Origin of the sequence: Pseudomonas baltica, assembly GCF_031880315.1 — a bacterium.
Lineage (GTDB): Bacteria > Pseudomonadota > Gammaproteobacteria > Pseudomonadales > Pseudomonadaceae > Aquipseudomonas.
Genome location: NZ_CP134771.1, coordinates 4,832,022 through 4,854,275, shown reverse-complemented (window position 1 = coordinate 4,854,275; position 22,254 = coordinate 4,832,022). Strand labels below are relative to the sequence as shown.

Annotated in this window: 26 protein-coding genes; 17 read left to right on the top strand and 9 right to left on the bottom strand. The window is 62.4% G+C overall.

Going from position 1 to position 22,254, the window contains the following annotated elements; translation table 11 throughout:
* Positions 1–116 precede the first annotated feature (116 nt).
* A complete protein-coding gene (locus tag REH34_RS21800; protein WP_226503325.1) occupies positions 117–1,052 on the bottom strand; it encodes a lipid A biosynthesis lauroyl acyltransferase in 936 nt (311 codons plus the stop codon).
* 123 nt (positions 1,053–1,175) lie between these two features.
* Between REH34_RS21800 and minC the strand changes: the two genes are divergently transcribed.
* The 6 genes from minC (at position 1,176) to REH34_RS21770 (ending at position 7,602) form a co-directional block, all read left to right on the top strand.
* Positions 1,176–1,898, top strand: a complete 723-nt coding sequence (gene minC, locus REH34_RS21795; protein ID WP_226503324.1) for a septum site-determining protein MinC — start codon at positions 1,176–1,178, stop codon at positions 1,896–1,898.
* Between the two features lie 148 nt (positions 1,899–2,046).
* Complete coding sequence (gene minD, locus REH34_RS21790) at positions 2,047–2,862, top strand: septum site-determining protein MinD (RefSeq protein ID WP_226503323.1); 816 nt, start codon at positions 2,047–2,049, stop codon at positions 2,860–2,862.
* On the top strand, positions 2,859–3,113 hold the full coding sequence (minE, locus tag REH34_RS21785) for a cell division topological specificity factor MinE (RefSeq protein WP_226503322.1): 255 nt from the start codon (positions 2,859–2,861) through the stop codon (positions 3,111–3,113). The genes minD and minE overlap by 4 nt, the downstream gene beginning before the upstream one ends.
* A 99-nt stretch (positions 3,114–3,212) precedes the next feature.
* The gene (locus tag REH34_RS21780; RefSeq protein WP_226503321.1) at positions 3,213–3,848 is read left to right on the top strand and encodes an RluA family pseudouridine synthase; all 636 of its coding nucleotides are present in this window, start codon (positions 3,213–3,215) and stop codon (positions 3,846–3,848) included.
* Between the two features lie 161 nt (positions 3,849–4,009).
* The gene (locus REH34_RS21775) at positions 4,010–5,299 is read left to right on the top strand and encodes a M18 family aminopeptidase (RefSeq protein WP_311969135.1); all 1,290 of its coding nucleotides are present in this window, start codon (positions 4,010–4,012) and stop codon (positions 5,297–5,299) included.
* 128 nt (positions 5,300–5,427) lie between these two features.
* Positions 5,428–7,602 (top strand): mechanosensitive ion channel family protein, encoded by a 2,175-nt coding sequence (locus REH34_RS21770; protein ID WP_311969134.1) that lies wholly within the window; start codon positions 5,428–5,430, stop codon positions 7,600–7,602.
* A 128-nt stretch (positions 7,603–7,730) separates the two neighbouring features.
* Here the strand turns inward: REH34_RS21770 and REH34_RS21765 are convergent, their stop codons facing one another.
* A complete protein-coding gene (locus tag REH34_RS21765) occupies positions 7,731–8,444 on the bottom strand; it encodes a UTRA domain-containing protein (protein ID WP_226503318.1) in 714 nt (237 codons plus the stop codon).
* Positions 8,445–8,762: 318 nt separating this feature from the next.
* Between REH34_RS21765 and REH34_RS21760 the strand changes: the two genes are divergently transcribed.
* From REH34_RS21760 to REH34_RS21735, 6 genes are all read left to right on the top strand, one after another.
* Positions 8,763–9,830 carry an ABC transporter substrate-binding protein gene (locus REH34_RS21760; RefSeq protein WP_311969133.1) on the top strand — a complete coding sequence of 356 codons (1,068 nt, stop codon included), beginning with the start codon at positions 8,763–8,765 and terminating at the stop codon, positions 9,828–9,830.
* Positions 9,831–9,955: 125 nt separating this feature from the next.
* Entirely contained in the window at positions 9,956–10,762 is an 807-nt protein-coding gene (locus tag REH34_RS21755; protein WP_311969132.1) for an alkaline phosphatase family protein, read from the top strand.
* Positions 10,759–11,598, top strand: coding sequence for an ABC transporter permease subunit (locus REH34_RS21750; RefSeq protein WP_226503315.1), 840 nt, complete (start codon positions 10,759–10,761; stop codon positions 11,596–11,598). The genes REH34_RS21755 and REH34_RS21750 overlap by 4 nt, the downstream gene beginning before the upstream one ends.
* Complete coding sequence (locus tag REH34_RS21745; RefSeq protein WP_311969131.1) at positions 11,585–12,385, top strand: ABC transporter permease; 801 nt, start codon at positions 11,585–11,587, stop codon at positions 12,383–12,385. Before REH34_RS21750 ends, REH34_RS21745 begins: the two co-directional genes overlap by 14 nt.
* The gene (locus REH34_RS21740; RefSeq protein WP_226503313.1) at positions 12,382–13,371 is read left to right on the top strand and encodes an ABC transporter ATP-binding protein; all 990 of its coding nucleotides are present in this window, start codon (positions 12,382–12,384) and stop codon (positions 13,369–13,371) included. Before REH34_RS21745 ends, REH34_RS21740 begins: the two co-directional genes overlap by 4 nt.
* A 102-nt stretch (positions 13,372–13,473) precedes the next feature.
* On the top strand, positions 13,474–14,127 hold the full coding sequence (locus REH34_RS21735; RefSeq protein WP_226503312.1) for an HAD family phosphatase: 654 nt from the start codon (positions 13,474–13,476) through the stop codon (positions 14,125–14,127).
* A gap of 87 nt (positions 14,128–14,214) precedes the next feature.
* On the opposite strand, the gene REH34_RS21730 is transcribed toward REH34_RS21735, so the two are convergent.
* A complete protein-coding gene (locus REH34_RS21730; protein ID WP_311969130.1) occupies positions 14,215–14,808 on the bottom strand; it encodes a DTW domain-containing protein in 594 nt (197 codons plus the stop codon).
* Between the two features lie 262 nt (positions 14,809–15,070).
* On the opposite strand from REH34_RS21730, the gene REH34_RS21725 reads away from it, so the two are divergent.
* The 3 genes from REH34_RS21725 to REH34_RS21715 all read left to right on the top strand — a co-directional run bounded on the left by REH34_RS21725 (position 15,071) and on the right by REH34_RS21715 (position 16,444).
* Complete coding sequence (locus tag REH34_RS21725) at positions 15,071–15,436, top strand: YajD family HNH nuclease (protein ID WP_226503310.1); 366 nt, start codon at positions 15,071–15,073, stop codon at positions 15,434–15,436.
* An 89-nt stretch (positions 15,437–15,525) separates the two neighbouring features.
* Positions 15,526–15,996, top strand: a complete 471-nt coding sequence (locus tag REH34_RS21720; RefSeq protein WP_226503309.1) for an RNA methyltransferase — start codon at positions 15,526–15,528, stop codon at positions 15,994–15,996.
* Between the two features lie 76 nt (positions 15,997–16,072).
* Complete coding sequence (locus REH34_RS21715; RefSeq protein ID WP_226503308.1) at positions 16,073–16,444, top strand: DUF2892 domain-containing protein; 372 nt, start codon at positions 16,073–16,075, stop codon at positions 16,442–16,444.
* 71 nt (positions 16,445–16,515) lie between these two features.
* Here the strand turns inward: REH34_RS21715 and REH34_RS21710 are convergent, their stop codons facing one another.
* Positions 16,516–16,965 carry a YcgN family cysteine cluster protein gene (locus REH34_RS21710; protein ID WP_226503307.1) on the bottom strand — a complete coding sequence of 150 codons (450 nt, stop codon included), beginning with the start codon at positions 16,963–16,965 and terminating at the stop codon, positions 16,516–16,518.
* A 306-nt stretch (positions 16,966–17,271) separates the two neighbouring features.
* Here REH34_RS21710 and REH34_RS21705 point away from each other — a divergent pair, with 306 nt between their 5' ends.
* Complete coding sequence (locus REH34_RS21705) at positions 17,272–17,865, top strand: nitroreductase family protein (protein WP_226503306.1); 594 nt, start codon at positions 17,272–17,274, stop codon at positions 17,863–17,865.
* Between the two features lie 122 nt (positions 17,866–17,987).
* Here the strand turns inward: REH34_RS21705 and REH34_RS21700 are convergent, their stop codons facing one another.
* The 5 genes from REH34_RS21700 to REH34_RS21680 all read right to left on the bottom strand — a co-directional run bounded on the left by REH34_RS21700 (position 17,988) and on the right by REH34_RS21680 (position 21,745).
* On the bottom strand, positions 17,988–18,920 hold the full coding sequence (locus tag REH34_RS21700; RefSeq protein ID WP_311969129.1) for a D-2-hydroxyacid dehydrogenase: 933 nt from the start codon (positions 18,918–18,920) through the stop codon (positions 17,988–17,990).
* Between the two features lie 200 nt (positions 18,921–19,120).
* Complete coding sequence (locus REH34_RS21695) at positions 19,121–19,414, bottom strand: YcgL domain-containing protein (RefSeq protein WP_226503304.1); 294 nt, start codon at positions 19,412–19,414, stop codon at positions 19,121–19,123.
* Positions 19,411–20,544, bottom strand: a complete 1,134-nt coding sequence (gene rnd / locus REH34_RS21690) for a ribonuclease D (RefSeq protein WP_226503303.1) — start codon at positions 20,542–20,544, stop codon at positions 19,411–19,413. The genes REH34_RS21695 and rnd overlap by 4 nt, the downstream gene beginning before the upstream one ends.
* A 71-nt stretch (positions 20,545–20,615) precedes the next feature.
* Complete coding sequence (locus REH34_RS21685; protein ID WP_226503302.1) at positions 20,616–21,236, bottom strand: hypothetical protein; 621 nt, start codon at positions 21,234–21,236, stop codon at positions 20,616–20,618.
* A 143-nt stretch (positions 21,237–21,379) separates the two neighbouring features.
* Positions 21,380–21,745, bottom strand: a complete 366-nt coding sequence (locus REH34_RS21680; RefSeq protein ID WP_226503301.1) for a 5-carboxymethyl-2-hydroxymuconate Delta-isomerase — start codon at positions 21,743–21,745, stop codon at positions 21,380–21,382.
* Positions 21,746–21,907: 162 nt separating this feature from the next.
* On the opposite strand from REH34_RS21680, the gene REH34_RS21675 reads away from it, so the two are divergent.
* Positions 21,908–22,165 (top strand): DUF465 domain-containing protein, encoded by a 258-nt coding sequence (locus tag REH34_RS21675; protein ID WP_311969128.1) that lies wholly within the window; start codon positions 21,908–21,910, stop codon positions 22,163–22,165.
* Positions 22,166–22,254: the final 89 nt, after the last annotated feature.

Genomic DNA, 22,254 nt, shown 5'->3' with positions numbered 1-22,254 from the left:
GCCCGGCCTTTTTTGTGTGGGTCTGGCGGCCCCTTCGCGAGCAAGCTTTGCTCCCACAGTGTTAGCTGATCTTGAGTCGTCAACCTGTGGGAGCAAGGCTTGCCCGCGAACGCTTTTTAGCGCTTGCGCTTGTCGTACAGCTTCTCGGATCCGGGCGGACGCGACTTGAAGCGTCGATGAGCCCACAGGTACTGCTGAGGGCACTCGCGTATCACTTCTTCAACCCACTGGTTGATCCGCACACAATCCGCCAGTTCGCTTTCCCCCGGAATACCCTCCATCGGCGGATGAATCACCAGGCGGTAGCCACTGCCATCGCGCAGACGCTGTTGCGTGAAGGGGATGACCCGCGCCTTGCCCAAGCGTGCAAAATTGCTGGTGGCCGTGACCGTCGCGGCCTCGATGCCGAACAGCGGCGCAAACACGCTCTGCTTGGCGCCGTAGTCTTGATCCGGCGCGTACCAGATCGCTCGGCCCTTGCGCAGCAGCTTGATCATCCCTCGCACATCCTCACGCTCCACCGCCAGGGCATCGAGGTTGTGGCGCTCGCGCCCACGGCGCTGGATGTAATCGAACAGCGGATTCTTGTGCTCGCGGTACATGCCATCGATGGTGTGGCGCTGGCCCAGCAGCGCCGCGCCGATCTCCAGGGTGGTGAAGTGGCAGGCCATGAGAATTGCCCCCTGCCCGTCCGCCTGGGCATCGCGCAGATGTTCGAGCCCTTCGATGTGGGCAAGGCGCGCCAGACGGGCCTTTGGCCACCACCAGGCCATGGCCATTTCGAAGAAAGCGATGCCGGTCGATTGCAGATTTTCTTTCAACATCCGTTGCCTTTCGACCAACGGTATTTCCGGGAAGCACAGTTCCAGATTGCGCGCCGCCACATTGCGCCGCTCGGCCGACACCAGCAGCATGATCCGCCCCAGGCAACGGCCCAGGCGCAGCAACGTGCGGTACGGCAGCTGCACCACCAGCCACAACAGGCCAAGCCCCAGCCATAGCGGCCAAAAACGCGGGTGAAGAAAATAACGCTGAAAACGCGGGCGATCCATTAACAATTCCGGAGCTGGGAGCGGGCCGCGCATTCTACATCGGTTCATCGCGGGTTGCGGCATGAAGGCGTTCTCGCTATAAGTCTCGGCACTTTTTTCGTAACAAGGCGCGACTTGCCGACCATGAGCCAAACAGAATTCCAAGACTCGACACCCGTGTTCCAGTTGAAAGGCAGCATGCTGGCCATCACGGTGCTCGAGTTGGCGCAGAACAATCTCGAAGGACTGGATCGCCAGTTGGCGGCCAAAGTGGCCCAGGCACCCAATTTCTTCAGTAACACGCCGCTGGTGCTGGCACTCGACAAATTGCCGCCCGGCGAAGGGGCCATCGACCTTCCCGGGTTGATGCGCGTGTGCCGCCAACATGGCCTGCGTACCCTGGCCATCCGCGCCAGCCGCATCGAGGACATCGCCGCCGCTATCGCCATCGACCTGCCCGTGCTGCCGCCATCCGGCGCCCGCGAGCGGCCGCTGGACGAACCGCCGGCGCCGAAAAAACCGCCCGAGCCGGTGATCATGCCGACCAAGGTCATCACCACACCGGTACGTGGCGGTCAGCAGATCTATGCCCAGGGCGGCGACCTGGTGGTCGTGTCCTCGGTGAGCTCCGGGGCGGAACTTCTCGCCGATGGCAATATCCATGTCTACGGCCCAATGCGCGGCCGCGCGCTGGCGGGGATCAAGGGCGATACCAAGGCGCGGATTTTCTGCCAGCATCTTGGCGCCGAATTGCTGTCGATCGCCGGGCAATACAAGGTCTCCGAGGACCTGCGCCGCGATCCGCTGTGGGGTTCGCCGGTTCAAGTCAGCTTGACCGGAGATGTGTTGAACATCACCCGTCTTTAACGGATACTGCGGCCTTTTTACGCATAATCAAAAGCGCAGTGGCATCAGCCTGGTTCGATCGGATATGCCGTCCGGCGCCGCTGCCCAAGTGCTTTTTCAAGTCATGTTTTCGGGACTAGCAATCCTTTTTCTCTAGGGGTGATACACCTTGTCCAAGATTCTCGTCGTTACATCCGGCAAAGGTGGTGTGGGTAAGACCACCTCCAGCGCCGCCATTGGTACTGGCCTGGCCCTGCGCGGCCACAAGACTGTCATCGTCGACTTCGACGTCGGCCTGCGTAACCTCGACCTGATCATGGGCTGCGAACGCCGTGTGGTGTATGACTTCGTCAACGTGGTCAATGACGAAGCCACTCTCAGCCAGGCCCTGATCAAAGACAAACGCCTCGAGAACCTGTATGTCCTGGCCGCCAGCCAGACGCGCGACAAAGACGCGCTGACCCTCGAAGGTGTCGAGAAGGTGCTGAATCAGCTCAAGGCCGACTTCGAATTCGTCATCTGCGACTCGCCGGCCGGTATCGAGAAAGGTGCGAGCCTGGCCATGTACTTCGCCGACGAAGCCATCGTCGTGACCAACCCCGAAGTGTCCTCGGTACGTGACTCGGACCGCATGCTGGGCCTGTTGGCCAGCAAGTCTCGTCGCGCCGAAAAAGGCGAGGATCCCATCAAGGAACACCTGCTGCTGACCCGCTACAATCCGGATCGCGTCAGCAAAGGCGAGATGCTCGGTGTCGAAGACGTCAAGGACATCCTGGCCATTCGCCTGCTCGGCGTGATCCCTGAATCGCAAGCGGTACTCAAGGCGTCCAACTCGGGTGTGCCGGTGATTCTCGATGATCAAAGCGATGCAGGCCAGGCGTACAGCGACGCCGTGGATCGCCTGCTGGGCAAGGAAGTCGAGCATCGATTCCTCGATGTGAAAAAGAAGGGCTGGATCGAGCGTTTGTTCGGAGGTCGTGAATGAATATTTTTGACTTCTTTCGGGACCGCAAAAAGGGTAATACCGCGTCGGTAGCGAAAGAGCGTCTGCAGATCATCGTGGCGCACGAGCGTGGCCAACGGACAACGCCGGACTACCTGCCAGCCTTGCAAAAGGAACTGGTAGAAGTGATCCGCAAATACGTGAACATCGAAAACGATCAGGTGCAGGTCGCCCTGGAAAGCCAAGGCAGCTGCTCGATCCTGGAACTCAACATCACCCTGCCCGATCGCTAAGCGACCCGGACCAGGCCACGGCGGCTCCGAGCCTCGATCCCGATCGAGTACTCGCGAGTCGCCGTTGCTGTTTTAGCGCCCTGTAGAGATATCAAAAGCATGCCGCTGTCGAACATCCGCATCATCCACGAGGACCCGGCGTTTCTGGTGGTCAACAAGCCGACCCTGTTGCTGTCGGTGCCGGGTCGGGCCGACGACAACAAGGACTGCCTGATCACCCGCCTGCAGGAAAACGGCTACCCCGAAGCGCTGATCGTGCATCGGCTGGATTGGGAAACCTCGGGCATCATCCTGCTGGCGCGCAACCCGGACAGCCACCGCGAACTGTCGCGCCAGTTTCATGACCGCGAAACCGAAAAAGCCTACGCCGCGCTGTGCTGGGGCCAACCCGAGCTGGACAGCGGCAGCATCGACCTGCCGCTGCGTTACGACCCGCCGACCAAGCCCCGCCACGTGGTGGACCATGAATTCGGTAAGCATGCGCTGACGTTCTGGCGTGTGATCGAGCGCTTGGGCACTCACAGCCGAGTAGAACTGACTCCGATTACCGGCCGCTCGCACCAGTTGCGGGTGCATATGCTGTCGATCGGCCATCCCCTGCTGGGCGATGGCCTGTATGCCGAAGGCGAGGCGCTGACGGCCTACCCGCGCCTGTGCCTGCACGCGGCGATGCTGGGGTTCACTCATCCGGTGACCGGCGAGCGCTTGCGCTTCGAGTGCCCCGCGCCGTTCTAGGGGTTCTGCGTCGGCCTGCAGGGCCTCTTCGCGGGCAAGCCTTGCTCCCACCTGAGCCGTACACCTGTGGGAGCAGAGCTTGCTCGCGAAGAGGCCGGTACAGACGCAGCAAGCGCCGCCTCAATACGTTAAACTCGCGCCATTGCTGTCTGGAGCGAACCATGCACGACATTTTGAACCAAGGCCTGATCGAATTCCTCAAGGCCTCGCCGACGCCTTTCCATGCCACCGCCAGCCTGGTGCAGCGCCTCGAAGCCGCCGGCTATCACCACCTCGACGAGCGTGACAGCTGGCAGACCGTGCCCGGCGGGCGCTACTACGTGACCCGCAACGATTCCTCGATCATCGCCATCCGCCTGGGCCGCAACTCGCCTCTGATCAGCGGTATCCGCCTGGTCGGCGCGCACACCGACAGCCCCTGCCTGCGGGTCAAGCCGCAGCCCGAACTGCAACGTCAGGGCTTTTTCCAGCTGGGCGTCGAAGTCTACGGCGGCGCCTTGCTGACGCCCTGGTTCGACCGCGACCTGTCGCTGGCCGGCCGAGTGACCTTCCGCCGCGACGGCAAGGTCGAAAGCCAGCTGATCGACTTCAAGACACCCATTGCGATCATTCCCAACCTGGCCATCCACCTCAACCGCGAGGCCAATGACGGCTGGGCGATCAACAAGCAGACCGAATTGCCGCCGATCCTCGCCCAGGTGGCCGGTGACGAGCGTGTCGATTTCCGCGCCATCCTTACCGAGCAATTGGCGCGCGAACACGGCCTCAACGCCGATGTGGTGCTGGACTACGAGCTGAGCTTCTACGACACGCAATCCGCGGCAGTCGTTGGCCTGCACGGCGAGTTCATCGCCGGCGCCCGCCTGGATAACCTGCTGTCGTGCTATGCCGGCCTGCAGGCGCTGCTCAATGCCGAAGGCGAAGAGACCTGCGTGCTGATCTGCACCGACCACGAAGAAGTCGGCTCCGCCTCGGCCTGTGGCGCCGATGGCCCGATGCTCGAACAAACCCTGGGTCGCCTGCTGCCCGACGGTGACGACTATGTGCGCACCATTCAGCGCTCGTTGCTGGTGTCGGCCGATAACGCCCACGGCATACACCCCAATTACGCCGACAAGCACGATGGCAACCACGGCCCGAAACTCAATGCCGGACCGGTGATCAAGGTCAACAGCAACCAGCGCTATGCCACCAACAGCGAGACGGCGGGCTTTTTCCGCCACCTGTGCATGGCCGAAGAAGTGCCGGTGCAGAGCTTCGTGGTGCGCAGCGACATGGGCTGTGGTTCGACCATCGGCCCGATAACCGCCAGCCATCTGGGCGTACGTACCGTGGACATCGGCCTGCCGACCTTCGCCATGCATTCGATCCGCGAACTGGCCGGGAGCCAGGATCTGGCGCATCTGGTCAAGGTGCTTGGCGCGTTTTACGCCAGCCGCGAGTTGCCATAAGGCTCACGGGGGCCGTTCGCGGGCAAGCCTTGCTCCCACCCGGTAGGAACAAGGCTTGCCCGCGAAGAGGCCGCGACAGACAGCACAAAATACCAGCTGCCCACCCCTCACATAGGTTAACCACCTTCATGGCTGCATGCCGGCGCCTGCTGACCCTATCCCTCCTCCTGCTGTCCTGCCTGCTATGCCTGCCGCCTGCCCAGGCCGCTGGCCTGCCGAGCCTGCTGGGGAGCTCGCAGAAAACCCAACCCCAGGCCACTGAACCCCTGGCCCAGTCCCTGGACGAAGTGATCAAGGGCCTGGAAAACGATCAGCAACGCACGCAGTTGCTTGCCGATCTGAAAAAGCTGCGCGACAGCACGCTCAAGGCCCAACCGCCTGCCGAAGAAGGCGTGCTGGGCCTGATCGGCACGACCCTGCATCAGATCGAACAGCAGTTTTCCGGCGACGAAAGCCCATTCTCGCGCTGGGGTGACGAAATTACCCTGGCCGGCGAAGAGCTGCGGGCCCTGGCCCTGCCACTGAGCGAATGGCCGCCGATCATCGCCGGTTTCGTGGTGGTGATCGCCATCTGGAGCCTGCTGGCCTACAGCCTGATCTGGCTGAGCCAGCGCATCCGCCAACGCTTCGGGCTCAGTGCCGAACTGCCACGCCATCCGCGCACGGTCGACCTGCTGCGCTTCGCCTTGCGCAAGCTGGGGCCGTGGCTGGTGGCGCTGCTGATCACCATCTTCGTCGGCTACGCCCTGCCCACTTCGCTGGGCAAGAGCCTGGCCATGGTCCTGGCCTACGCACTGGTGGTCGGCACCTGTTTCTCGGCGATCTGCGTCATTGCCTTCTCTCTGCTCGACGGCCCGCATCGGCATCGCGCGCTGGACATCCTGCGCCACCGCGCCTTCCGTCCGCTGTGGCTGATCGGCAGCTTCGCCGCTTTTGGCGAAGCCTTCAGCGATCCACGCCTGGTCACCGCCCTGGGGGTGCATCTGGCGCACAGCGCGGCGACCCTTGCCAACGTCATGGCGGCGCTGTCCAGCGGGCTGTTCATCCTGCGTTTTCGCCGGCCCATCGCCCACCTGATCTGCAACCAGAGCCTGGCACGACGCATCAGTCGCCGCGCGCTGACCGACACCATCGAGGTGCTCGGCACCTACTGGTATCTGCCGGCATTGGTGCTGGTGGCAGTGTCGCTGTTCGCCACGTTCTTCTCCGCCGGCGACGCCAGCACCGCGCTGCGCCAAGCGCTGATCTGCACGGTGTTGCTGGTGCTGTGCATGGTCATCAACGGCCTGGTGCGCCGCCACTCCTTGCGCCCGGCCAAAGGCCACAAGCGCCACGCGCTGTACTCCGAACGCCTGAAAGGCTTTGGCTACACTCTCGCGCATCTGGTGATCTGGCTGGTGTTCATCGAGCTCGGGCTGCGGGTGTGGGGCTTGTCGATCATTCGCTTTTCCGAAGGCGACGGCCACGATATCAGCGTGCGTCTGTTCGGCCTGGCCGGCACCCTGATTCTCGCCTGGCTGGTGTGGATTCTGGCCGACACCGGCATCCACGTCGCCCTCACCCGCTCGCGCAAGGGCCTGGCCAACACCCGCGCGCAGACCATGATGCCGCTGATCCGCAACGTGCTGTTCGTGGCGATTTTTATCATTGCCGCCATCGTCGCCCTGGCCAACATGGGCATGAACGTCACGCCGCTGCTGGCCGGTGCCGGTGTCATCGGTCTGGCGATCGGCTTCGGTGCGCAATCGCTGGTGGCGGACCTGATCACCGGGCTGTTCATCATCATCGAAGACTCGCTGGCCATCGATGATTACGTCGACGTCGGCGGTCACCTGGGGACCGTCGAAGGCCTGACCATTCGTACCGTGCGCCTGCGCGACATCGACGGCATCGTGCACACCATCCCGTTCAGCGAGATCAAAAGCATCAAGAACTACTCGCGCGAATTCGGCTACGCGATCTTTCGCGTAGCGGTGCCGCACAGCATGGGCATCGACGACGCAATCAAGATCATGCGCGACGTGGCGCAGAAGATGCGCAGCGATCCGTTGCAGCGCCGCAATATCTGGTCGCCGCTGGAGTTTCAGGGCGTCGAGAGTTTCGAGTCCGGCACGGCGATCTTGCGCGCGCGCTTCAAGACCGCGCCGATCAAGCAGTGGGAAGTGTCACGGGCGTTCAACCTGGCGCTCAAGCGCCAACTGGATGCGGACGGCCTGGACCTGGCGACCCCGCGTTTGAGTGTGCAAGTGGTGACGGCGGCGAGTGGCGAGGCGGTGAAAGACAACGATCAGCCGGCGCAATAGGTGTATCGATCCGACTGGCCTGTTCGCGGGCAAGCCTTGCCCACAGGCGTAGCACTCAGGTGCAGCCGACACTGTGGGAGCAAAGCTTGCTCGCGATGAGGCCGGTAAATGCATCGCAGGTTCAAAGTTCACCCCACTTCGACCTGCACCCGAATCGCATCGTGACGCCAGTACTCGACATCGCAATCGATCACCCGCCCTTGGCGATCTTCGTTGACGCGCAGGATGCGCAAGCCCGGGCTACCCTCTGAAACCTTGAGTGCGGCCGCAGCCTCGCCATACAGCGCCGTGGGCGCCATCTCGAAACGCACGCGGCCGTATTCGATGTCGTAGTGCCGGGCATAGAGTTCGGTCAGCGGCAGGCTCAGGTCGTGCTCGAGGATATCCGGAAAGTACTGCGCATCCAGATGATGTTCGACATACAGCACCAGGCGCCCGTCGATGCGTCGCGCCCGGCTGATGCGCACCACACTCGATAGCGGCGAAAGGCCCAGGCAGTCGCAGACCATCGCCGGGGCCGGCACGCGCTGGGCCGACAACAGCTGCGTAGAGGGCTCGCGCCCCTGAGCCCGGACCATCGCATGGAAGTGGCTGCGCTCGACCAGATCGTAATCGAGCCGCGGTGGCGAGATGAACCACCCGCGGCGCTCCTCGCGATAGATCATCCCGCGCGCCTCCAGCTGCACCAGCGCCTCGCGCAGGGTGATGCGCGTGGTGTCGAAGACTTCACTGAGCTTGCGTTCGGCTGGCAGCTTGCAGCCCGAGGAGAGCAAGCCGTGCTCAATCTGCTCTTGCAAGGCCTGGCAGATGGCGGTGACCGCTCGAGGTGCACTCGCGCTCATGGCTGCTCCTTTCTGGTCTAGTCCAGTGCGTCGATATAGCCATCACTGTAAACGGCAACGTTTGCGAAGACTAGGCGCAATCCGTGAACGGCAGATGACAAGTCTGCTCACACATGCACTGCACATTCGACGCAGACCACGTAAATCAAGGCGTGAATCATGGTCTACGCTAGTCCCAGGAGCGGGCCGCGCGCAGTCAAAAACGTCGGCGGACATAAAAATGTCATGGCCAGCGCCTACATTGGCTCGGGTATTGCTGACCTAGACCAAACGCTTCGTCTCAGTCGTATCAAAACGACGTCCTTCAAGGAGTTTCGGATGAAAAAGCTGTTCCTCGCCTCACTGCTGGGTTCGACCATCGCTTTATCCAACCTCGCCATGGCCGCTGACTCCGACGTGGCAGCCCTCGAAGCCGCCGCCAAGGCCGAAGGCGCTGTCAACAGTGTCGGCATGCCCGACAACTGGGCCAACTGGAAGGGCACCTGGGACGACCTGGCCAGCAAGTTCGGGCTCAAGCACATCGACACCGACATGAGCTCGGCTCAGGAAGTGGCCAAGTTCGATGCCGAGAAGGACAACGCCAGCGCCGATATTGGCGACGTCGGTGCCGCTTTCGGCCCCATCGCCACCGCCAAGGGCGTGACCCAGCCGTACAAGCCGAGCACCTGGGCGCAAGTGCCTGACTGGGCCAAGGACAAGGACGGTCACTGGGCGCTGGCTTACACCGGCACCATCGCCTTCATTATCAACAAGCAGTTGGTCAAGGAAGGCGACGAGCCGCACAGCTGGGCCGACCTGAGCAAAGGCAAATACAAGGTCGCCATCGGTGACGTCAGCACGGCAGCCCAAGCCGCCAACGGCGTGCTCTCGGCGGCGCTGGCCCGTGGCGGAGACGAAACCAACCTGGCTCCTGGCCTGCAATTGTTCACCGAGCTGGCCAAGCAAGGCCGCCTGTCGCTGGCCAACCCGACCATTCAGACGCTGGAAAAAGGCGAGGTCGAAGTGGGTGTGGTCTGGGACTTCAACGGCCTGAGCTACCGCGAAAAGATCGACCCCAAGCGCTTCGATGTGTTGATCCCATCTGACGGCTCGGTGATTTCCGGCTACACCACCCTTATCAACAAATACGCCAAGCACCCCAATGCCGCCAAGCTGGCCCGCGAGTACATCTTCAGCGATGCCGGCCAGATCAACCTGGCGCGCGGCAATGCGCGGCCGATTCGCGCCGAGCACATCACCCTGCCGGACGACGTGAAGGCCAAGTTGCTGCCAAACGAGCAGTACAAGAACGTCAAGCCGATCAAGAACCCTGAGGCGTGGGAGAAGAGCTCCAAGGCGCTGCCACAGCAGTGGAACGAGCAAGTGATCGTCGAGATGCAGCAGTAAGCTGCCGCTGTGAGCCCGCGCGAGCGGGCTCTGTCCTGGTGGTGCGGGCATGAAGCTCGCGCCGGTAGTGCCCTGGGCTTGCGCAGGATCGACGCCTGCCAAGGGCGATTTTCGGGAACAGCCCCATGCCGCACAAAGTCATTCTGGTTGTACTCGACGGCCTCAACTACAGCGTGGCCGAGCATGCCATGGGCCATCTGCAGGCCTATGTCGGCAGCGCCAAGGCGGCGCTCTACAAACTCCAATGTGAATTGCCGGCACTGTCGCGACCGCTTTACGAATGCATCCTGACCGGCGTGCCGCCCATCGACAGCGGCATCGTGCACAACAATGTCTCGCGCCTGTCGGTCGAGCAGAGCGTCTTTCATTATGCCCGCGCGGGCGGATTGCGCACTGCGGCGGCGGCCTATCACTGGGTCAGCGAGCTGTACAACCGCACGCCCTTCGTGGCTGCGCGTGATCGCCATACCGAAGCACCCGAACTGCCCATCCAGCATGGCCACTTCTATTACGCCGACCACTATCCGGACTCGCACCTGTTTGCCGATGGCGAAAGCCTGCGCGTGCGCCACGATCCAGATTTGCTATTGATCCACCCCATGAACATCGACGACGCCGGCCATAAGCACGGCCTCGACAGCGCGCAGTACCGCAACAGCGCGCGGACCGCCGACATCCTGCTGGCCGACTACCTGCGCACCTGGCTGGACAGCGGCTATCAGGTGTTGATCACCGCCGACCACGGCATGAACAACGATCGCTCGCATAACGGCCTGCTGCCCGAGGAGCGTGAAGTACCACTGTTCGTCCTCGGCAGCGCGTTCAGCATGGATCCGGCCGCCCAACCGCAGCAGACCGAACTGTGCGGCACCGTCTGCCAGCTGCTGGGCGTGCCGTACGAAAAACCTTATTGCCGGGAGCTGCTCAAGTGACTGCCCTACGCGGTAAATGGCTGGCGCTGTTGTGCCTGCTGCCCTTCGCCCTCTTTTTCATCATTTTCCAGATCGCGCCCCTGGTTTGGGTGGGCGTCCACAGCCTGCAGATCGACAGCGGCTGGAGCCTGGACAACTTCACCAAGGCCTTCACGTCGCGCTTCTACCGCCAGGCCATGCAGTTCAGCCTGGAGATCAGCCTGTACTCCAGCGTGTTCGGCCTGCTGATTGCGCTGATCGGCAGCTATTCCCTGGGCCGGGTCGATTCAAGGCTGCGCAATTTCGTCAATTCGTTCGCCAACATGACCAGCAACTTCGCCGGCGTGCCCCTGGCGTTCGCGTTCATCATCCTGCTGGGGTTCAACGGCGCCATCACGATGCTGCTCAAGCAGAGCGGGCTGATCAGCGATTTCAATCTGTATTCCAAGACCGGGCTGATCATCACCTACACCTACTTCCAGATTCCGCTGGGTGTGTTGCTGCTGTACCCGGCCTTCGATGCGTTGCGCGAAGACTGGCGTGAATCCGCCGCGCTGCTGGGCGCCAGCGACTGGCAGTACTGGCGCCATATCGGCCTGCCGGTGCTGACCCCGGCGCTGCTCGGCACCTTCGTGATCCTGCTGGCCAACGCCTTGGGCGCCTACGCCACGGTGTATGCGCTGACCACCGGCAATTTCAACGTGCTGCCAATTCGTATCGCGGCCATGGTGGCCGGCGATATTTCCCTGGACCCGAACCTGGCGAGCGCCTTGGCGATCATCCTCGTCGGCATGATGACCCTGGTCACCGTGGTCCACCAATGGATATTGCGCAGGAGCTACCATGTCGCGCGCTGAAGCCACCGCTTCCAGCCTCTATCACCGGGTGGTGGTGTGGCTGCTGTTCTTGATCCTGGTGCTGCCATTGGCCGGGACCTTTTTGTATTCCATCGCCACCAGTTGGTCGGCGACCTTGCTGCCTAGCGGCCTGACGTTCGACTGGTACCGCCAGCTGTGGGCCGATCCACGCTTCCTGAATGCCTTCGGCCATTCGCTGATCGTCTGCGTCGGCGCGCTGATCTTCGCCACAGTGCTGATCCTGCCGCTGCTGTTCGTGGTGCATTACCACTTCCCCAAGCTCGACGGCGTGATGAACGTGCTGATCCTGCTGCCGTTCGCGGTGCCGCCGGTGGTGTCCTCGGTGGGCTTGCTGCAGCTCTACGGCTCGGGCCCGCTGGCGATGACCGGCACGCCGTGGATCCTGATCGGCTGCTACTTCACCGTGGCGCTGCCGTTCATGTACCGGGCGATCACCAACAACTTGCAGGCCATCAACCTGCGCGACCTGATGGATGCCGCCCACCTGCTCGGCGCCAGCACCTGGCAGGCAGCGCTGTTCGTGGTGCTGCCCAACTTGCGCAAGGGCCTGATGATCGCCCTGCTGCTGTCGTTCTCGTTTCTGTTCGGCGAATTCGTGTTCGCCAACCTGCTGGTGGGTACTCAATACGAAACCCTGCAGGTGTACCTCAACAACATGCGCAACAGCAGCGGGCACTTCAACAGCGCGCTGGTGATCTCGTATTTCTTCTTCGTGCTGGTGCTCACCTGGGTGGCCACCCTTCTGAACAAGGACAAAGACCGATGAGCTTCGTCAAGGTCGAGAACCTGCAAAAGCAGTTCACCGATACCCCGGTATTCAAGGACATCAACTTCACCATCGAGCAGGGCGAGTTCATCACCCTGCTGGGCCCCTCGGGCTGCGGTAAGTCCACCCTGCTGCGCTGCATCGCCGGCCTGACTGCTGTCGACAGCGGCAAGATCTTCCTGAAGGGCCGCGATCTGGTGCCATTGAGCCCGCAGCAGCGCGATATCGGCATGGTGTTCCAGAGCTACGCGCTGTTCCCCAACATGACCGTGCAGCAGAACGTCGCCTTCGGCCTGCGCATGAAGAAGGTCAAAGGTGAAGAAAGCACGCGCCGTGTGGCTGAGGTGCTCAAGCTGGTCGAGCTCGACACCTTCGCCAACCGCTACCCCCACCAGCTCTCTGGTGGTCAGAACCAGCGCGTTGCCCTGGCTCGATCGCTGGTCACCCGTCCCAGCCTGCTGCTGCTCGACGAGCCGCTGTCAGCGCTGGACGCGAGGATTCGCAAGCACCTGCGCGAGCAGATCCGCGCCATCCAGCAAGAGCTGGGGCTGACGACTATTTTCGTCACCCACGATCAGGAAGAAGCCCTGGTGATGTCCGACCGGATTTTCTTGATGAACAAAGGCAACATCGTCCAGAGCGGTGATGCCCAGAGCCTCTACACCGCGCCAGCGGATGCGTTCGCGGCGGGTTTCATCGGTAATTACAATCTGCTCGATGCCGACACCGCCAGCCGCCTGCTGCAGCGCCCGGTGCACACCCGCTTGGCGATCCGCCCGGAAGCCATCGCCTTGAGCGCCGACGGCGCTCAGGAAGGCGAGATCTGCGGCCACAGCCTGCTGGGCAACGTCATCCGCTACCGCGTCGAGGCCCGTGGCGTGGAGTTGCTGGTTGACGTGCTGAACCGCTCGGCCAGCGACCTGTACCCCAACGGCCAGCGTGTGAGCCTGACTATCGCCCCGGAGGCGCTGTGTGCGGTAGCCTGACGGCCCTGCGGACGCTTGACGCGCTGCGCGTGCGCGGCAACATGGACTCACTCGGCACTGTGGTGTCGGCTCACTGAATTGAGACAAAGGAGCATTGCGGCAATGGCCTTAGCGATTTTCGACCTGGACGAAACCCTCATCCATGGCGACTGCGCCACCTTGTGGAGCGCGCAGATGGGGCGCCTGGGCTGGGTCGATCCCGAGCCCTTCATGCAACGCAACGACGAACTGATGGACGCCTACGCACGTGGCGAACTGGCCATGGAAGAGTTCATGGCCTTCACCCTGGAGCCCATGGCCGGGCGAACGCCTGAAGAGGTCGAGTATCTGGTGGAGCCGTGGGTCGAGGACGTGATCGAGCCGATCATCTTCAGCGAAGGCACGCGCACCATCGCCGCGCACCGGGCCAAGGGCGACCGGATCCTGATCATTTCGGCCTCGGGCACCCATCTGGTCAGGCCGATCGCCGCACGTATCGGTGTCGAGGACGTGCTGGGCATCGAACTGCAAGTGACTCACGGCGTGTACAGCGGCCAGACTGAAGGCGTGCTGACCTACCGCGAAGGCAAGGTCACGCGCCTCAAGCAGTGGCTCCACGACGAAGGCGAAACGTTGGAGGGGGCGAGTTTTTACTCCGACTCGCGCAACGACCTGCCACTGCTGCTGGAAGTCGCCTATCCCCACGTGATAAACCCTGACCCGGCGCTGCTGGCCCATGCCGAACAGGCCGGCTGGCCGATCCATCGCTGGAGTTGATCACACTCCCTGTGGGAGCGCGTTCTGCTCGCAAAGGTTCAAGGTCATCGACGCCGGACGCTCCCACGGGAGGCCGCTCACGTTGCTTCAGCGCTCGTGGTTACGTGAAAAGGTCTCGGCACCCATGGCTTCGATCTGCCCTTCGATCAAGCGTTCGAACGGCGCCAGCAACGGCGCGAACGACTGCGGTGACTCCAGGGTTTCGAGCGCCTGGGTGATCGCCTCCAGGGTCGATAACGCCCCAGGGGCAGGTGCCTTGCGCAACCGATAGCGCGAGGTGGCACCCGGGGCCAACGTCACCCGTGGCAAGCTCGCCAGCAGCGGATTGAGATGCAGCAGCTTGCGCGCCTTGCGCCAGGTGCCATCCGGCACCACCAGCAGCCAAGGCTGAATGTCGTCGGCATTGTGGCTGATTACCTCGGCCTCTTCGCCGGGGAACAGCAGCCGCGCCTGATAACCGGGGTGATTCAGCCAGGCCGCCAGATCATCGAACACCTCGCCCACGACCAATTGCGCCTGCTGCAAGCCCAAGGCTGCCAGCCGCGCAGTATTCAAGGCATGATCGACTTCGCTCGGATGCTGCAGGATCAACACCTTCGTGCGACTAGGCAGGCTGGGGATCAATGCGCACAGGCAATGGCTTTGCGGGCGCTGGCAGCGCTCGCAGCGGGCTCGGGACATAGGTTGCAGTGCTTTCAAGTAATCGGATGGGCATTATAGCTCTGTCGGCTGCACCACCGCTTTCGCGGGCGAGCCTTGCCCACAGCATTGACCGGACCTGAGCCTTGCCCTGTGGGAGCAAGGCTTGCCCGGGAAAGCGCCAGTGGCGGCACCATCAAGTTGACGCGCTGACATATCTGCAAACCACTCGACCCACGCTTCCCTCTGCACAAAAAGCGCTAGAATGCCCACCTGACTGTCATTATCCCTTTGAGGTGAACCCATGAGTTCGTCCACCCCCCACACTGCCAAGCTCGACCGCATCCTCGCCGACGCCAAACGCGACAAAGAGATGGGCTATCGCGACAAGGCGCTGAAAATGTACCCCCACGTGTGTGGCCGCTGCTCACGGGAATTCGCTGGCAAGCGCCTGAGTGAGCTGACGGTTCACCACCGCGATCACAACCACGACAACAACCCGCAGGATGGCAGCAACTGGGAGCTGTTGTGCCTGTTCTGTCACGACAACGAGCACTCGCGCTATACCGATCAGCAATACTTCGCCGACGGCTCGCTGCAGTCGCCCAAAGCCGCCAAGGTCACCCACAACCCCTTCGCCGCCCTCGCCGACCTGATGAAAAAAGACTAGCGTCCACCCACGCGCGCCAACCGCTGGCGCTCGGCATCCCGGCAGCAAGCGCTTATACTTCGCGTTTTTTGGCAGAAGGTCACAGACACGTGGCGAACAAACGTTACAGCTGCATTGGTCTGTTCAACCCCAAATCACCAGAAAACGTCGGCTCGGTAATGCGCGCTGCCGGCTGCTATGGGGTCAATTCGGTGTTCTACACCGGCCAACGCTACGAGCGCGCCCGGGATTTCGTTACCGACACCAAGCGGGTGCACTACGACATCCCGCTGATCGGCATCGACGATCTGCAAAAGATCATCCCGCTGGGCTGCACACCGGTGGCGGTCGAGCTCGTGGACGGCGCCCGGCCACTGCCGGAGTACACCCATCCGGATCGCGCCATCTACATTTTCGGCCCTGAAGACGGCAGCCTCGACCAGAGCGTGCGCGACTGGTGCGAAGACACCATCTACATTCCCACCACCGGCTGCATGAACCTCGCGGCTACTGTGAATGTGGTGCTTTACGACCGTCTGGCCAAGGGCCTCAACACCCGTTCAGGGCCAAAATTCAAGTAAGCCGATGGAACAGCCGCCGGGTTTGATAGTCAGCTTAGTATCCGCCCCTTCCGGGGCCTCGATCTGGAGAGTGATCATGAGCGACAGTAAAACCCTGAATCTGGTCAAGAGCGCCCCCCTGCAACCTGCGCCCGAGCATAACGTGCAGGGCTGGGAGCGCGCGGGCTCCATCCTCGTGGGTGTGGCATCGGTGGTCAAAGGGGTGCGACGCGGCGGCGTATTCGGCCTGGTCCAGCTGGCCATCGGCGGCGTCGCCCTGGCGCGGGGCTTCACCGGCCACAGCCGCATCAAAAGCGTGATCGAGAAAAGCCGTGAAGACATGGACGGCGTTCGTGCGCAGATCGAACGCGCTGGCGCTCAGCTGTCCAAACTCAAGGACAATGCCGTGGCAGCGACCGAGTCGGCTACCATTACTGGCAACGATTCGCTGAAATCGCCCAAGGCCTGATCGGGTCTTGCTGCAACGAGGGGCCCTGCGGCGCCCCTCGGTCCACCCGCCAAGCGCTTATCCCACCCGCCTCATCCCGCCCGAAAGATCAGATAGTCTTCCCAGTCGTCCTCAGGCACGCTGCCTTCCGGCTGCATGCGCCCCGACTGCGAGATCCGCTGCTTGTGCACTTGCTCGCGATCACCGCACACCAGGTGATGCCAGAGTGGCAAGTCCTTGCGCTCGCTGACCAGACGATAGCCACAGGTGGGCGGCAACCACTTGAACTCGTCGGCCTGGCCTGGCGTCAGCTGGATGCAGTCAGGCACGAACGCTTTGCGCTGCGGGTAGTTGGTGCACTGGCAGGTTTTCAGGTCGAGGAGTTTGCAGGCGATGCTGGTGTAGAAGACGCTGTGGTCGTCCTCGTCCTCGAGTTTTTGCAGGCAGCACAGGCCACAGCCATCGCACAACGACTCCCACTCAGCCGTATCGAGCTGATAGAGGGTCTTGCGGATCCAGAAGGGTTCGACTTTCGCGGCCATGATGCAGATCTCGAGTAAGAGTATGAAGCGCCGGCCAGTCTATTGTGCGGCGGGCGCAGGTCAAGTGCCAGTGACCGATGGCGCTTGTGTGCAAGGTTACTGGCCCCCTTCGCGGGCAGGCCTTGCACCCGCAGATGTACCACTCAGGTTCGGCTTGCACTGTGGGGGCAACGTTTGCCCGCAAAAGAGCCCTGCGACCGGCACGATCAGGAGCGATAGTTACTTGTCAGCCACGCGCTATCGCAGTAATTTTGCGGACCGGATATTTTCGTACTCATTCATTCCATCCTTTATCAGGAACGCCAGATGAGCTCTACGCCACGTATCGCCGAACACGAAATCCACGAGCACTTCATCAACCGCTGGTCGCCACGCGCCTTCACCCCCGAGGCCATCGACGAGAAAACCCTGCTGAGTTTTTTCGAAGCCGCCCGCTGGTCGCCATCGGCCTATAACTCGCAGCCTTGGCGTTTTCTCTACGCGCGCCGTGATACGCCGAACTGGGAGCGCTTCCTGGGCCTGCTCAACGAATTCAACCGCGGGTGGGCGCAGCACGCCTCGGCACTGGTGATCGTCGTTTCCAAGACCACCTTTACCGCTCCCGGCGCCACCGAAGAGTCGCCAGCGCTGTGGCACACCTTCGACACTGGCGCGGCTTGGGCCCACCTGGCGTTGCAGGCCAGCATCAGCGGCTGGCACACCCACGCCATGGCCGGTTTCGACCAGGACAAAACCCGCGAAGAGCTGAAGGTGCCAGAAGGTTACGACCTGCACGCCGCCGTGGCCATCGGCAAGCTGGGCGACAAGTCGACCCTGGCTGAATACCTGCAAGCTCGTGAAACGCCAAGCCCGCGCCTGCCCCTGAGCAAGCTGGCAGCGGAAGGCGATTTCAGCCTGTAAACAATGGCCTGGCTTGCACAGATCCCTGTGGGATCAGCCCCGCTCGGGAAGGCGTCAGACTAGACACCGCAGCGCCTGATTCGCGAGCAAGGCTCGCTCCCACAGAGATCCAGCACGCGGGTTCAATACCCGCGATCGAAGTCCACTTCCCCGCGTAACGGCTGCTCAGCCTGGTACGCGCGCAGATTCTCCACGAACAACCCTACCATCGCGCGTGGCGAGGTCGGGGCGGCGCTGTGGCCGGTCAGCAGCAACCCCCAGGCGGTCCAGAACGGGTGCTGTTGCGGCAGTGGCTCCTGGCGGCAGACATCGATCACCGCGCCGGCCAGATGGCCGACCTTCAATGCTTCGACCAGATCCGCATCGACCACGGACACGCCACGACCCACATTGATGAACAACGCCTGCGGATTGAACTGGGCGAACAGCGCCGCGTTGTACAGGTCGTGAGTCTGCTCGGTGTTGGGCAGCAGATTGATCACATAGTCGGCCTGAGCCACCATCCGCGGAAGATCGGCCAATGGCGCGATCTCGACGAACGGCGCCTGCTCCCGGGCACCACTGGCGATGCCGTACAGCTCGACGCCGAACGGCTGCAAAAAACGCGCAATGCTGGCGCCGATGTCGCCCACTCCGACGATCAGCACCTTGCGGCCCTGGATGCTGGCATTGAGGCGCCCGTCCCACTTGCGCTCGACCTGGCTGACCAAGCGGGCCAGCACTTCACGCTCATGGCCCAGCAGATAGGTGAGGACATATTCAGCCATGACCTGGCCGAAAATACCGACCGCGCGCGTCAGACGATACTGTCGCGGCAAGCCATGGGCCAGCAGCGGCGTGATCCCCGCCCAGGTGCTCTGCAGCCAGGCGGGTTTATGGCCCTGACGCAGCAGCGAAGCCATGAGGTCGGGTTGCCCCAGCCATACCGAGCAATCACTGGCGAGACGCGAGAGCGCGGCAGAGTCACCGCTGGTGAGGACGTCGAGGTCCGGGGCAGCCTCTTGCAACAGCCGTGCGTAGAGGGCATGTTCCTGTTCTGCGATCAGAACGCGCATGATGTTTAAAACCTTGAAGAATCAGAACGGCAGCGCGCGCAGGATACACGCGCGCAATGCCGCTTACAGTGAAATTGTTGAGAACTTGCCAGCCATGCCGGCCCCTTCGCGGGCAAGCCCGGCTCCCACCCTGTGGGAGCAGAGCTCGCTCGCGAAGGGGCCATTCGCATCATCCCGAAGAGGTGGGAACAACGCCGATCTCACATCGGGTCGTTGCGGCGCAGCAGTTCTTCGGGCAGGTGCTCGATGTACTCGTCTTCGGCCGGCGGCATCTGCAGGTGATAGCCCTGGGTGTCGAGGTGTTCGAGCACCAGGTTGATGTCCTCGCGGGCCAGGGCGCGCTCGGGGCTCAACACCAGATCGAACGCGTGCACCGGTTTGCCGAATACCGTCAGCAGGCCTTCGGGAATGCGCTCCAGAGCGTCGCTCTTGAGGACATAGAGGTACATTTCGTTCTTGCGCGGGCTTTTGTAGATGGAACAGATGCGTTTCAAGGCTGATCTCCAGCGTTGGCCAGGCTGTCGAGCAGCGCCTGGCCCATACGTTCACGGCGCCAGCCGCGCAGCGAATCGGGCAGTTGGTAAGGTCCCGCGGGGTAGCCGCTCTTGAGCAGGGCTTCGAGGGTTTTCTTGCGCAGCATCAGTTCAGGGGCGATGTTCAAGCGCTCGCCTTCTGCCTGGCCGATGGCACGCAGTCGCTTGAGGATGGCCGAGGCCTCGATGGGCAGCGGCTCGGGCAAGGGTTCAGGCCATTGCTCTGGAGGTAGCTGCGCGGCGTCCTTGATCAGGCGCAGGATGAACTCGCCGTCATGACGCACGCTGCGCGGGTGCATGTCTTCGATCTTGCCCAGCGCCGACAGGTTGTCGGGCTGGGTCTTGGCCAGCGGCCACAAGGAGTTTTCACGCAGAATACGGTTGCGCGGCACGTCACGGGCACGGGCCTCGCGCTCGCGCCAGGTGTAGAGTTCGCGCAAGACCGCCAGTTGCTGCGGGGCCAGTTTCCAGGCCAGCTTGCCCTCGCGGTACACCTCGCGCGGGTCGATTTCGCGGCGCAATTGCGCAACCAGTTCGGCTCCGTCTTCCAGCACCCAGGCGTATTTTTCGTCAGACAGTTGCGGTCGCAGGCTGCGGAAGACTTCGGCCAGGTGCACCGCGTCTTCGGCGGCGTAACTGACCTGGGTGTCGGACAGCGGGCGCTGCAGCCAGTCGGAGCGGGTCTCGCCCTTGGGCAGTTCGATGTCGAGCACCGCCTGCACCAAGCGCGAATAGCCCATCGAAAAACCCAGGTTGAGGTAGCCGGCGGCCAGTTGGGTGTCGAACAGGGGTGCGGGCAGGCTGCCGGTCAGGCGCAGCAGGACTTCGAGGTCTTCGCTGCACGCGTGCAGGACCTTGATCACTGCGGGGTTTTCCAGCAGTTGCGCCAGGGGCTGCCACTGGCTGACAGTCAACGGGTCGATGAGATAAGCACTCTGGCCGTCGCCGACCTGGATCAAACCGGCGATCGGGTAAAACGTGTCGACCCGCATGAATTCGGTGTCGACGGCTACGAATGGCAGGCTCTGCCACAGGGCGCAATGCCGGGCGAGGCTGTCGTTGTCGCGGATCCAGTGAATGTCGATAGACACAAGGCTCTCCCTTGAATAATGGCGCGCAGTATATATCGATGCGAGAGCCTGCTGGGGCATTAACTCGGCAATCAGGACTCCGGCGGTTCACGCCAGGGCGGCGTCAGGTGCGGACGCTCGGCGCCGGACAGCGAAATGGCGAAGTGGTTGAGCAGGTGTTCGGCGGTGTACTTGGGCAACGACGCGGCGATCATCATCAGCATCAAGCCGGCCGCCAGGGCCGGCGTCGCCAGTCGGCGCACCTCGAACTGTTCGAGGCGGCGCAGGAACAACCAGGCCCCCACCGAGCCGACCAGCGCACCGGCCACCGCTTCAGACAACGGATGAATGACCGGTGCCACGCATTTGACCGCGAACCACCAGGTCCACAGCGTAGCGCCCACCGCGACCGGCCACCGCCAGCGTGGATCGATCTGCCGCGCCAGCAGGCTGAGGGAGACGATGACCACCAGCGAGGTGTTCATCGCGTGGCCGCTGAGCACAGCGATATCCAGGGTCTCGAAACCGATGCCCCAGCCCTTGAAGGCAATCTTGCTGACGCCCACCAAGGTATAGGCGATGGCCAGGGTCAGCAGCCATTCCAGGCCGACGCGCCGGCAACTGGCCACCCACAACCATACCGCCACGACGATGGCTGCGGGAAACATCACGGTGATGCCACCGTATTGACCAATCTGCCAGCCGAAATCCACTGACTATTCCTCTTGCATAGGTTGTCGATGCCACGGGCGTCTTCGCGGGCAAGCCGGGCTTCCCCAAATATACGGCGCAGGCACCGTGCACTGTGGGAGCAACCCCTGCTCGCGAAGACGCCCTTGAAACGTGCACATCACCTTCAGGACTGCAGCCGCTCCTTGCCATAACTCTCGCGCTGCATATCGACGATCTCCACCCCGAACTGAATGTCGACACCTTTGGGCCAAACCGCCGCCTCTTTCAGCACCGCGATCAGGGCATCGGACAGGTGCTTCTTGGTCTCTGGCGAGCGCCCGGCCAGCAACGCCAGCTTGGCGTACAAAAAGCCGCGTTCGCCCGGCGCAGTCCCTACTCTGAAAGTCTGCAGTTCCAGGGCGCGGCTCTTGATATCGGCTTCGTTGGCGATCTGCCCGGTGGCCATCAATGCGTGATTGAGGCGCAGCAACAAGGCGTCGACATCGGGCAGCGGCAGGTTGCGGGTGTATTCGAGGTGAAGATGCGGCATGGCGGTCCCTGCATTCGAAGGTGTGAGATGGTTGGAGTGACGTTGGTCACAGCATACACAACCCCAAGGGAACGATCCGAGTGAAATACGGGGTCCAACGCTCAATCGTGACTATTCTCAGGTGGCGATATCCCCCTCAACCATCCCGTGGAGGTAAACGAGATGCCAGTGAAGCACAATCTGTTCGAAGACCTGAAACTCAGCAAGGAAGAGGTCGCCAAGCACAGGCAGACCGATGCCCTGCTCAACAGTCTGCTCGGCGAATACGACAGCATCGATGCCGAGGTGGTACAGGCCGAGGCCAACGCGGCAGCGGACGACACGGTCCGGAAGCTCAAGGAAAAGCGCTTGCTGATCAAGGACAGGATCGTTCAGCGACTGGAGAATCCAGGTACTCGTGGGGCGGCGAAGAACCTCTAGCGGCGGATGTGTGTTGGATTTACCGGCCTCTTCGCGGGCAAGCCTTGCTCCCACAATGCACACAGCTCCAGGGCCGTACACGTGTGGGA

What these genes read in the sequence shown, in the direction of transcription:
- REH34_RS21745 (WP_311969131.1), top strand. Translation starts at nt 11,585, where the DNA reads ATGTCGCGCGCTGAAGCCACCGCTTCCAGCCTCTATCACCGGGTGGTG.
- REH34_RS21755 (WP_311969132.1), top strand. Translation starts at nt 9,956, where the DNA reads ATGCCGCACAAAGTCATTCTGGTTGTACTCGACGGCCTCAACTACAGC.
- REH34_RS21715 (WP_226503308.1), top strand. Translation starts at nt 16,073, where the DNA reads ATGAGCGACAGTAAAACCCTGAATCTGGTCAAGAGCGCCCCCCTGCAA.
- REH34_RS21730 (WP_311969130.1), bottom strand. Translation starts at nt 14,808, where the DNA reads ATGTCCCGAGCCCGCTGCGAGCGCTGCCAGCGCCCGCAAAGCCATTGC.
- REH34_RS21700 (WP_311969129.1), bottom strand. Translation starts at nt 18,920, where the DNA reads ATGCGCGTTCTGATCGCAGAACAGGAACATGCCCTCTACGCACGGCTG.
- REH34_RS21675 (WP_311969128.1), top strand. Translation starts at nt 21,908, where the DNA reads ATGCCAGTGAAGCACAATCTGTTCGAAGACCTGAAACTCAGCAAGGAA.
- REH34_RS21740 (WP_226503313.1), top strand. Translation starts at nt 12,382, where the DNA reads ATGAGCTTCGTCAAGGTCGAGAACCTGCAAAAGCAGTTCACCGATACC.
- minC (WP_226503324.1), top strand. Translation starts at nt 1,176, where the DNA reads ATGAGCCAAACAGAATTCCAAGACTCGACACCCGTGTTCCAGTTGAAA.
- REH34_RS21775 (WP_311969135.1), top strand. Translation starts at nt 4,010, where the DNA reads ATGCACGACATTTTGAACCAAGGCCTGATCGAATTCCTCAAGGCCTCG.
- REH34_RS21765 (WP_226503318.1), bottom strand. Translation starts at nt 8,444, where the DNA reads ATGAGCGCGAGTGCACCTCGAGCGGTCACCGCCATCTGCCAGGCCTTG.
- REH34_RS21710 (WP_226503307.1), bottom strand. Translation starts at nt 16,965, where the DNA reads ATGGCCGCGAAAGTCGAACCCTTCTGGATCCGCAAGACCCTCTATCAG.
- REH34_RS21770 (WP_311969134.1), top strand. Translation starts at nt 5,428, where the DNA reads ATGGCTGCATGCCGGCGCCTGCTGACCCTATCCCTCCTCCTGCTGTCC.
- REH34_RS21680 (WP_226503301.1), bottom strand. Translation starts at nt 21,745, where the DNA reads ATGCCGCATCTTCACCTCGAATACACCCGCAACCTGCCGCTGCCCGAT.
- REH34_RS21735 (WP_226503312.1), top strand. Translation starts at nt 13,474, where the DNA reads ATGGCCTTAGCGATTTTCGACCTGGACGAAACCCTCATCCATGGCGAC.
- REH34_RS21760 (WP_311969133.1), top strand. Translation starts at nt 8,763, where the DNA reads ATGAAAAAGCTGTTCCTCGCCTCACTGCTGGGTTCGACCATCGCTTTA.
- REH34_RS21725 (WP_226503310.1), top strand. Translation starts at nt 15,071, where the DNA reads ATGAGTTCGTCCACCCCCCACACTGCCAAGCTCGACCGCATCCTCGCC.
- REH34_RS21800 (WP_226503325.1), bottom strand. Translation starts at nt 1,052, where the DNA reads ATGGATCGCCCGCGTTTTCAGCGTTATTTTCTTCACCCGCGTTTTTGG.
- minE (WP_226503322.1), top strand. Translation starts at nt 2,859, where the DNA reads ATGAATATTTTTGACTTCTTTCGGGACCGCAAAAAGGGTAATACCGCG.
- REH34_RS21780 (WP_226503321.1), top strand. Translation starts at nt 3,213, where the DNA reads ATGCCGCTGTCGAACATCCGCATCATCCACGAGGACCCGGCGTTTCTG.
- REH34_RS21705 (WP_226503306.1), top strand. Translation starts at nt 17,272, where the DNA reads ATGAGCTCTACGCCACGTATCGCCGAACACGAAATCCACGAGCACTTC.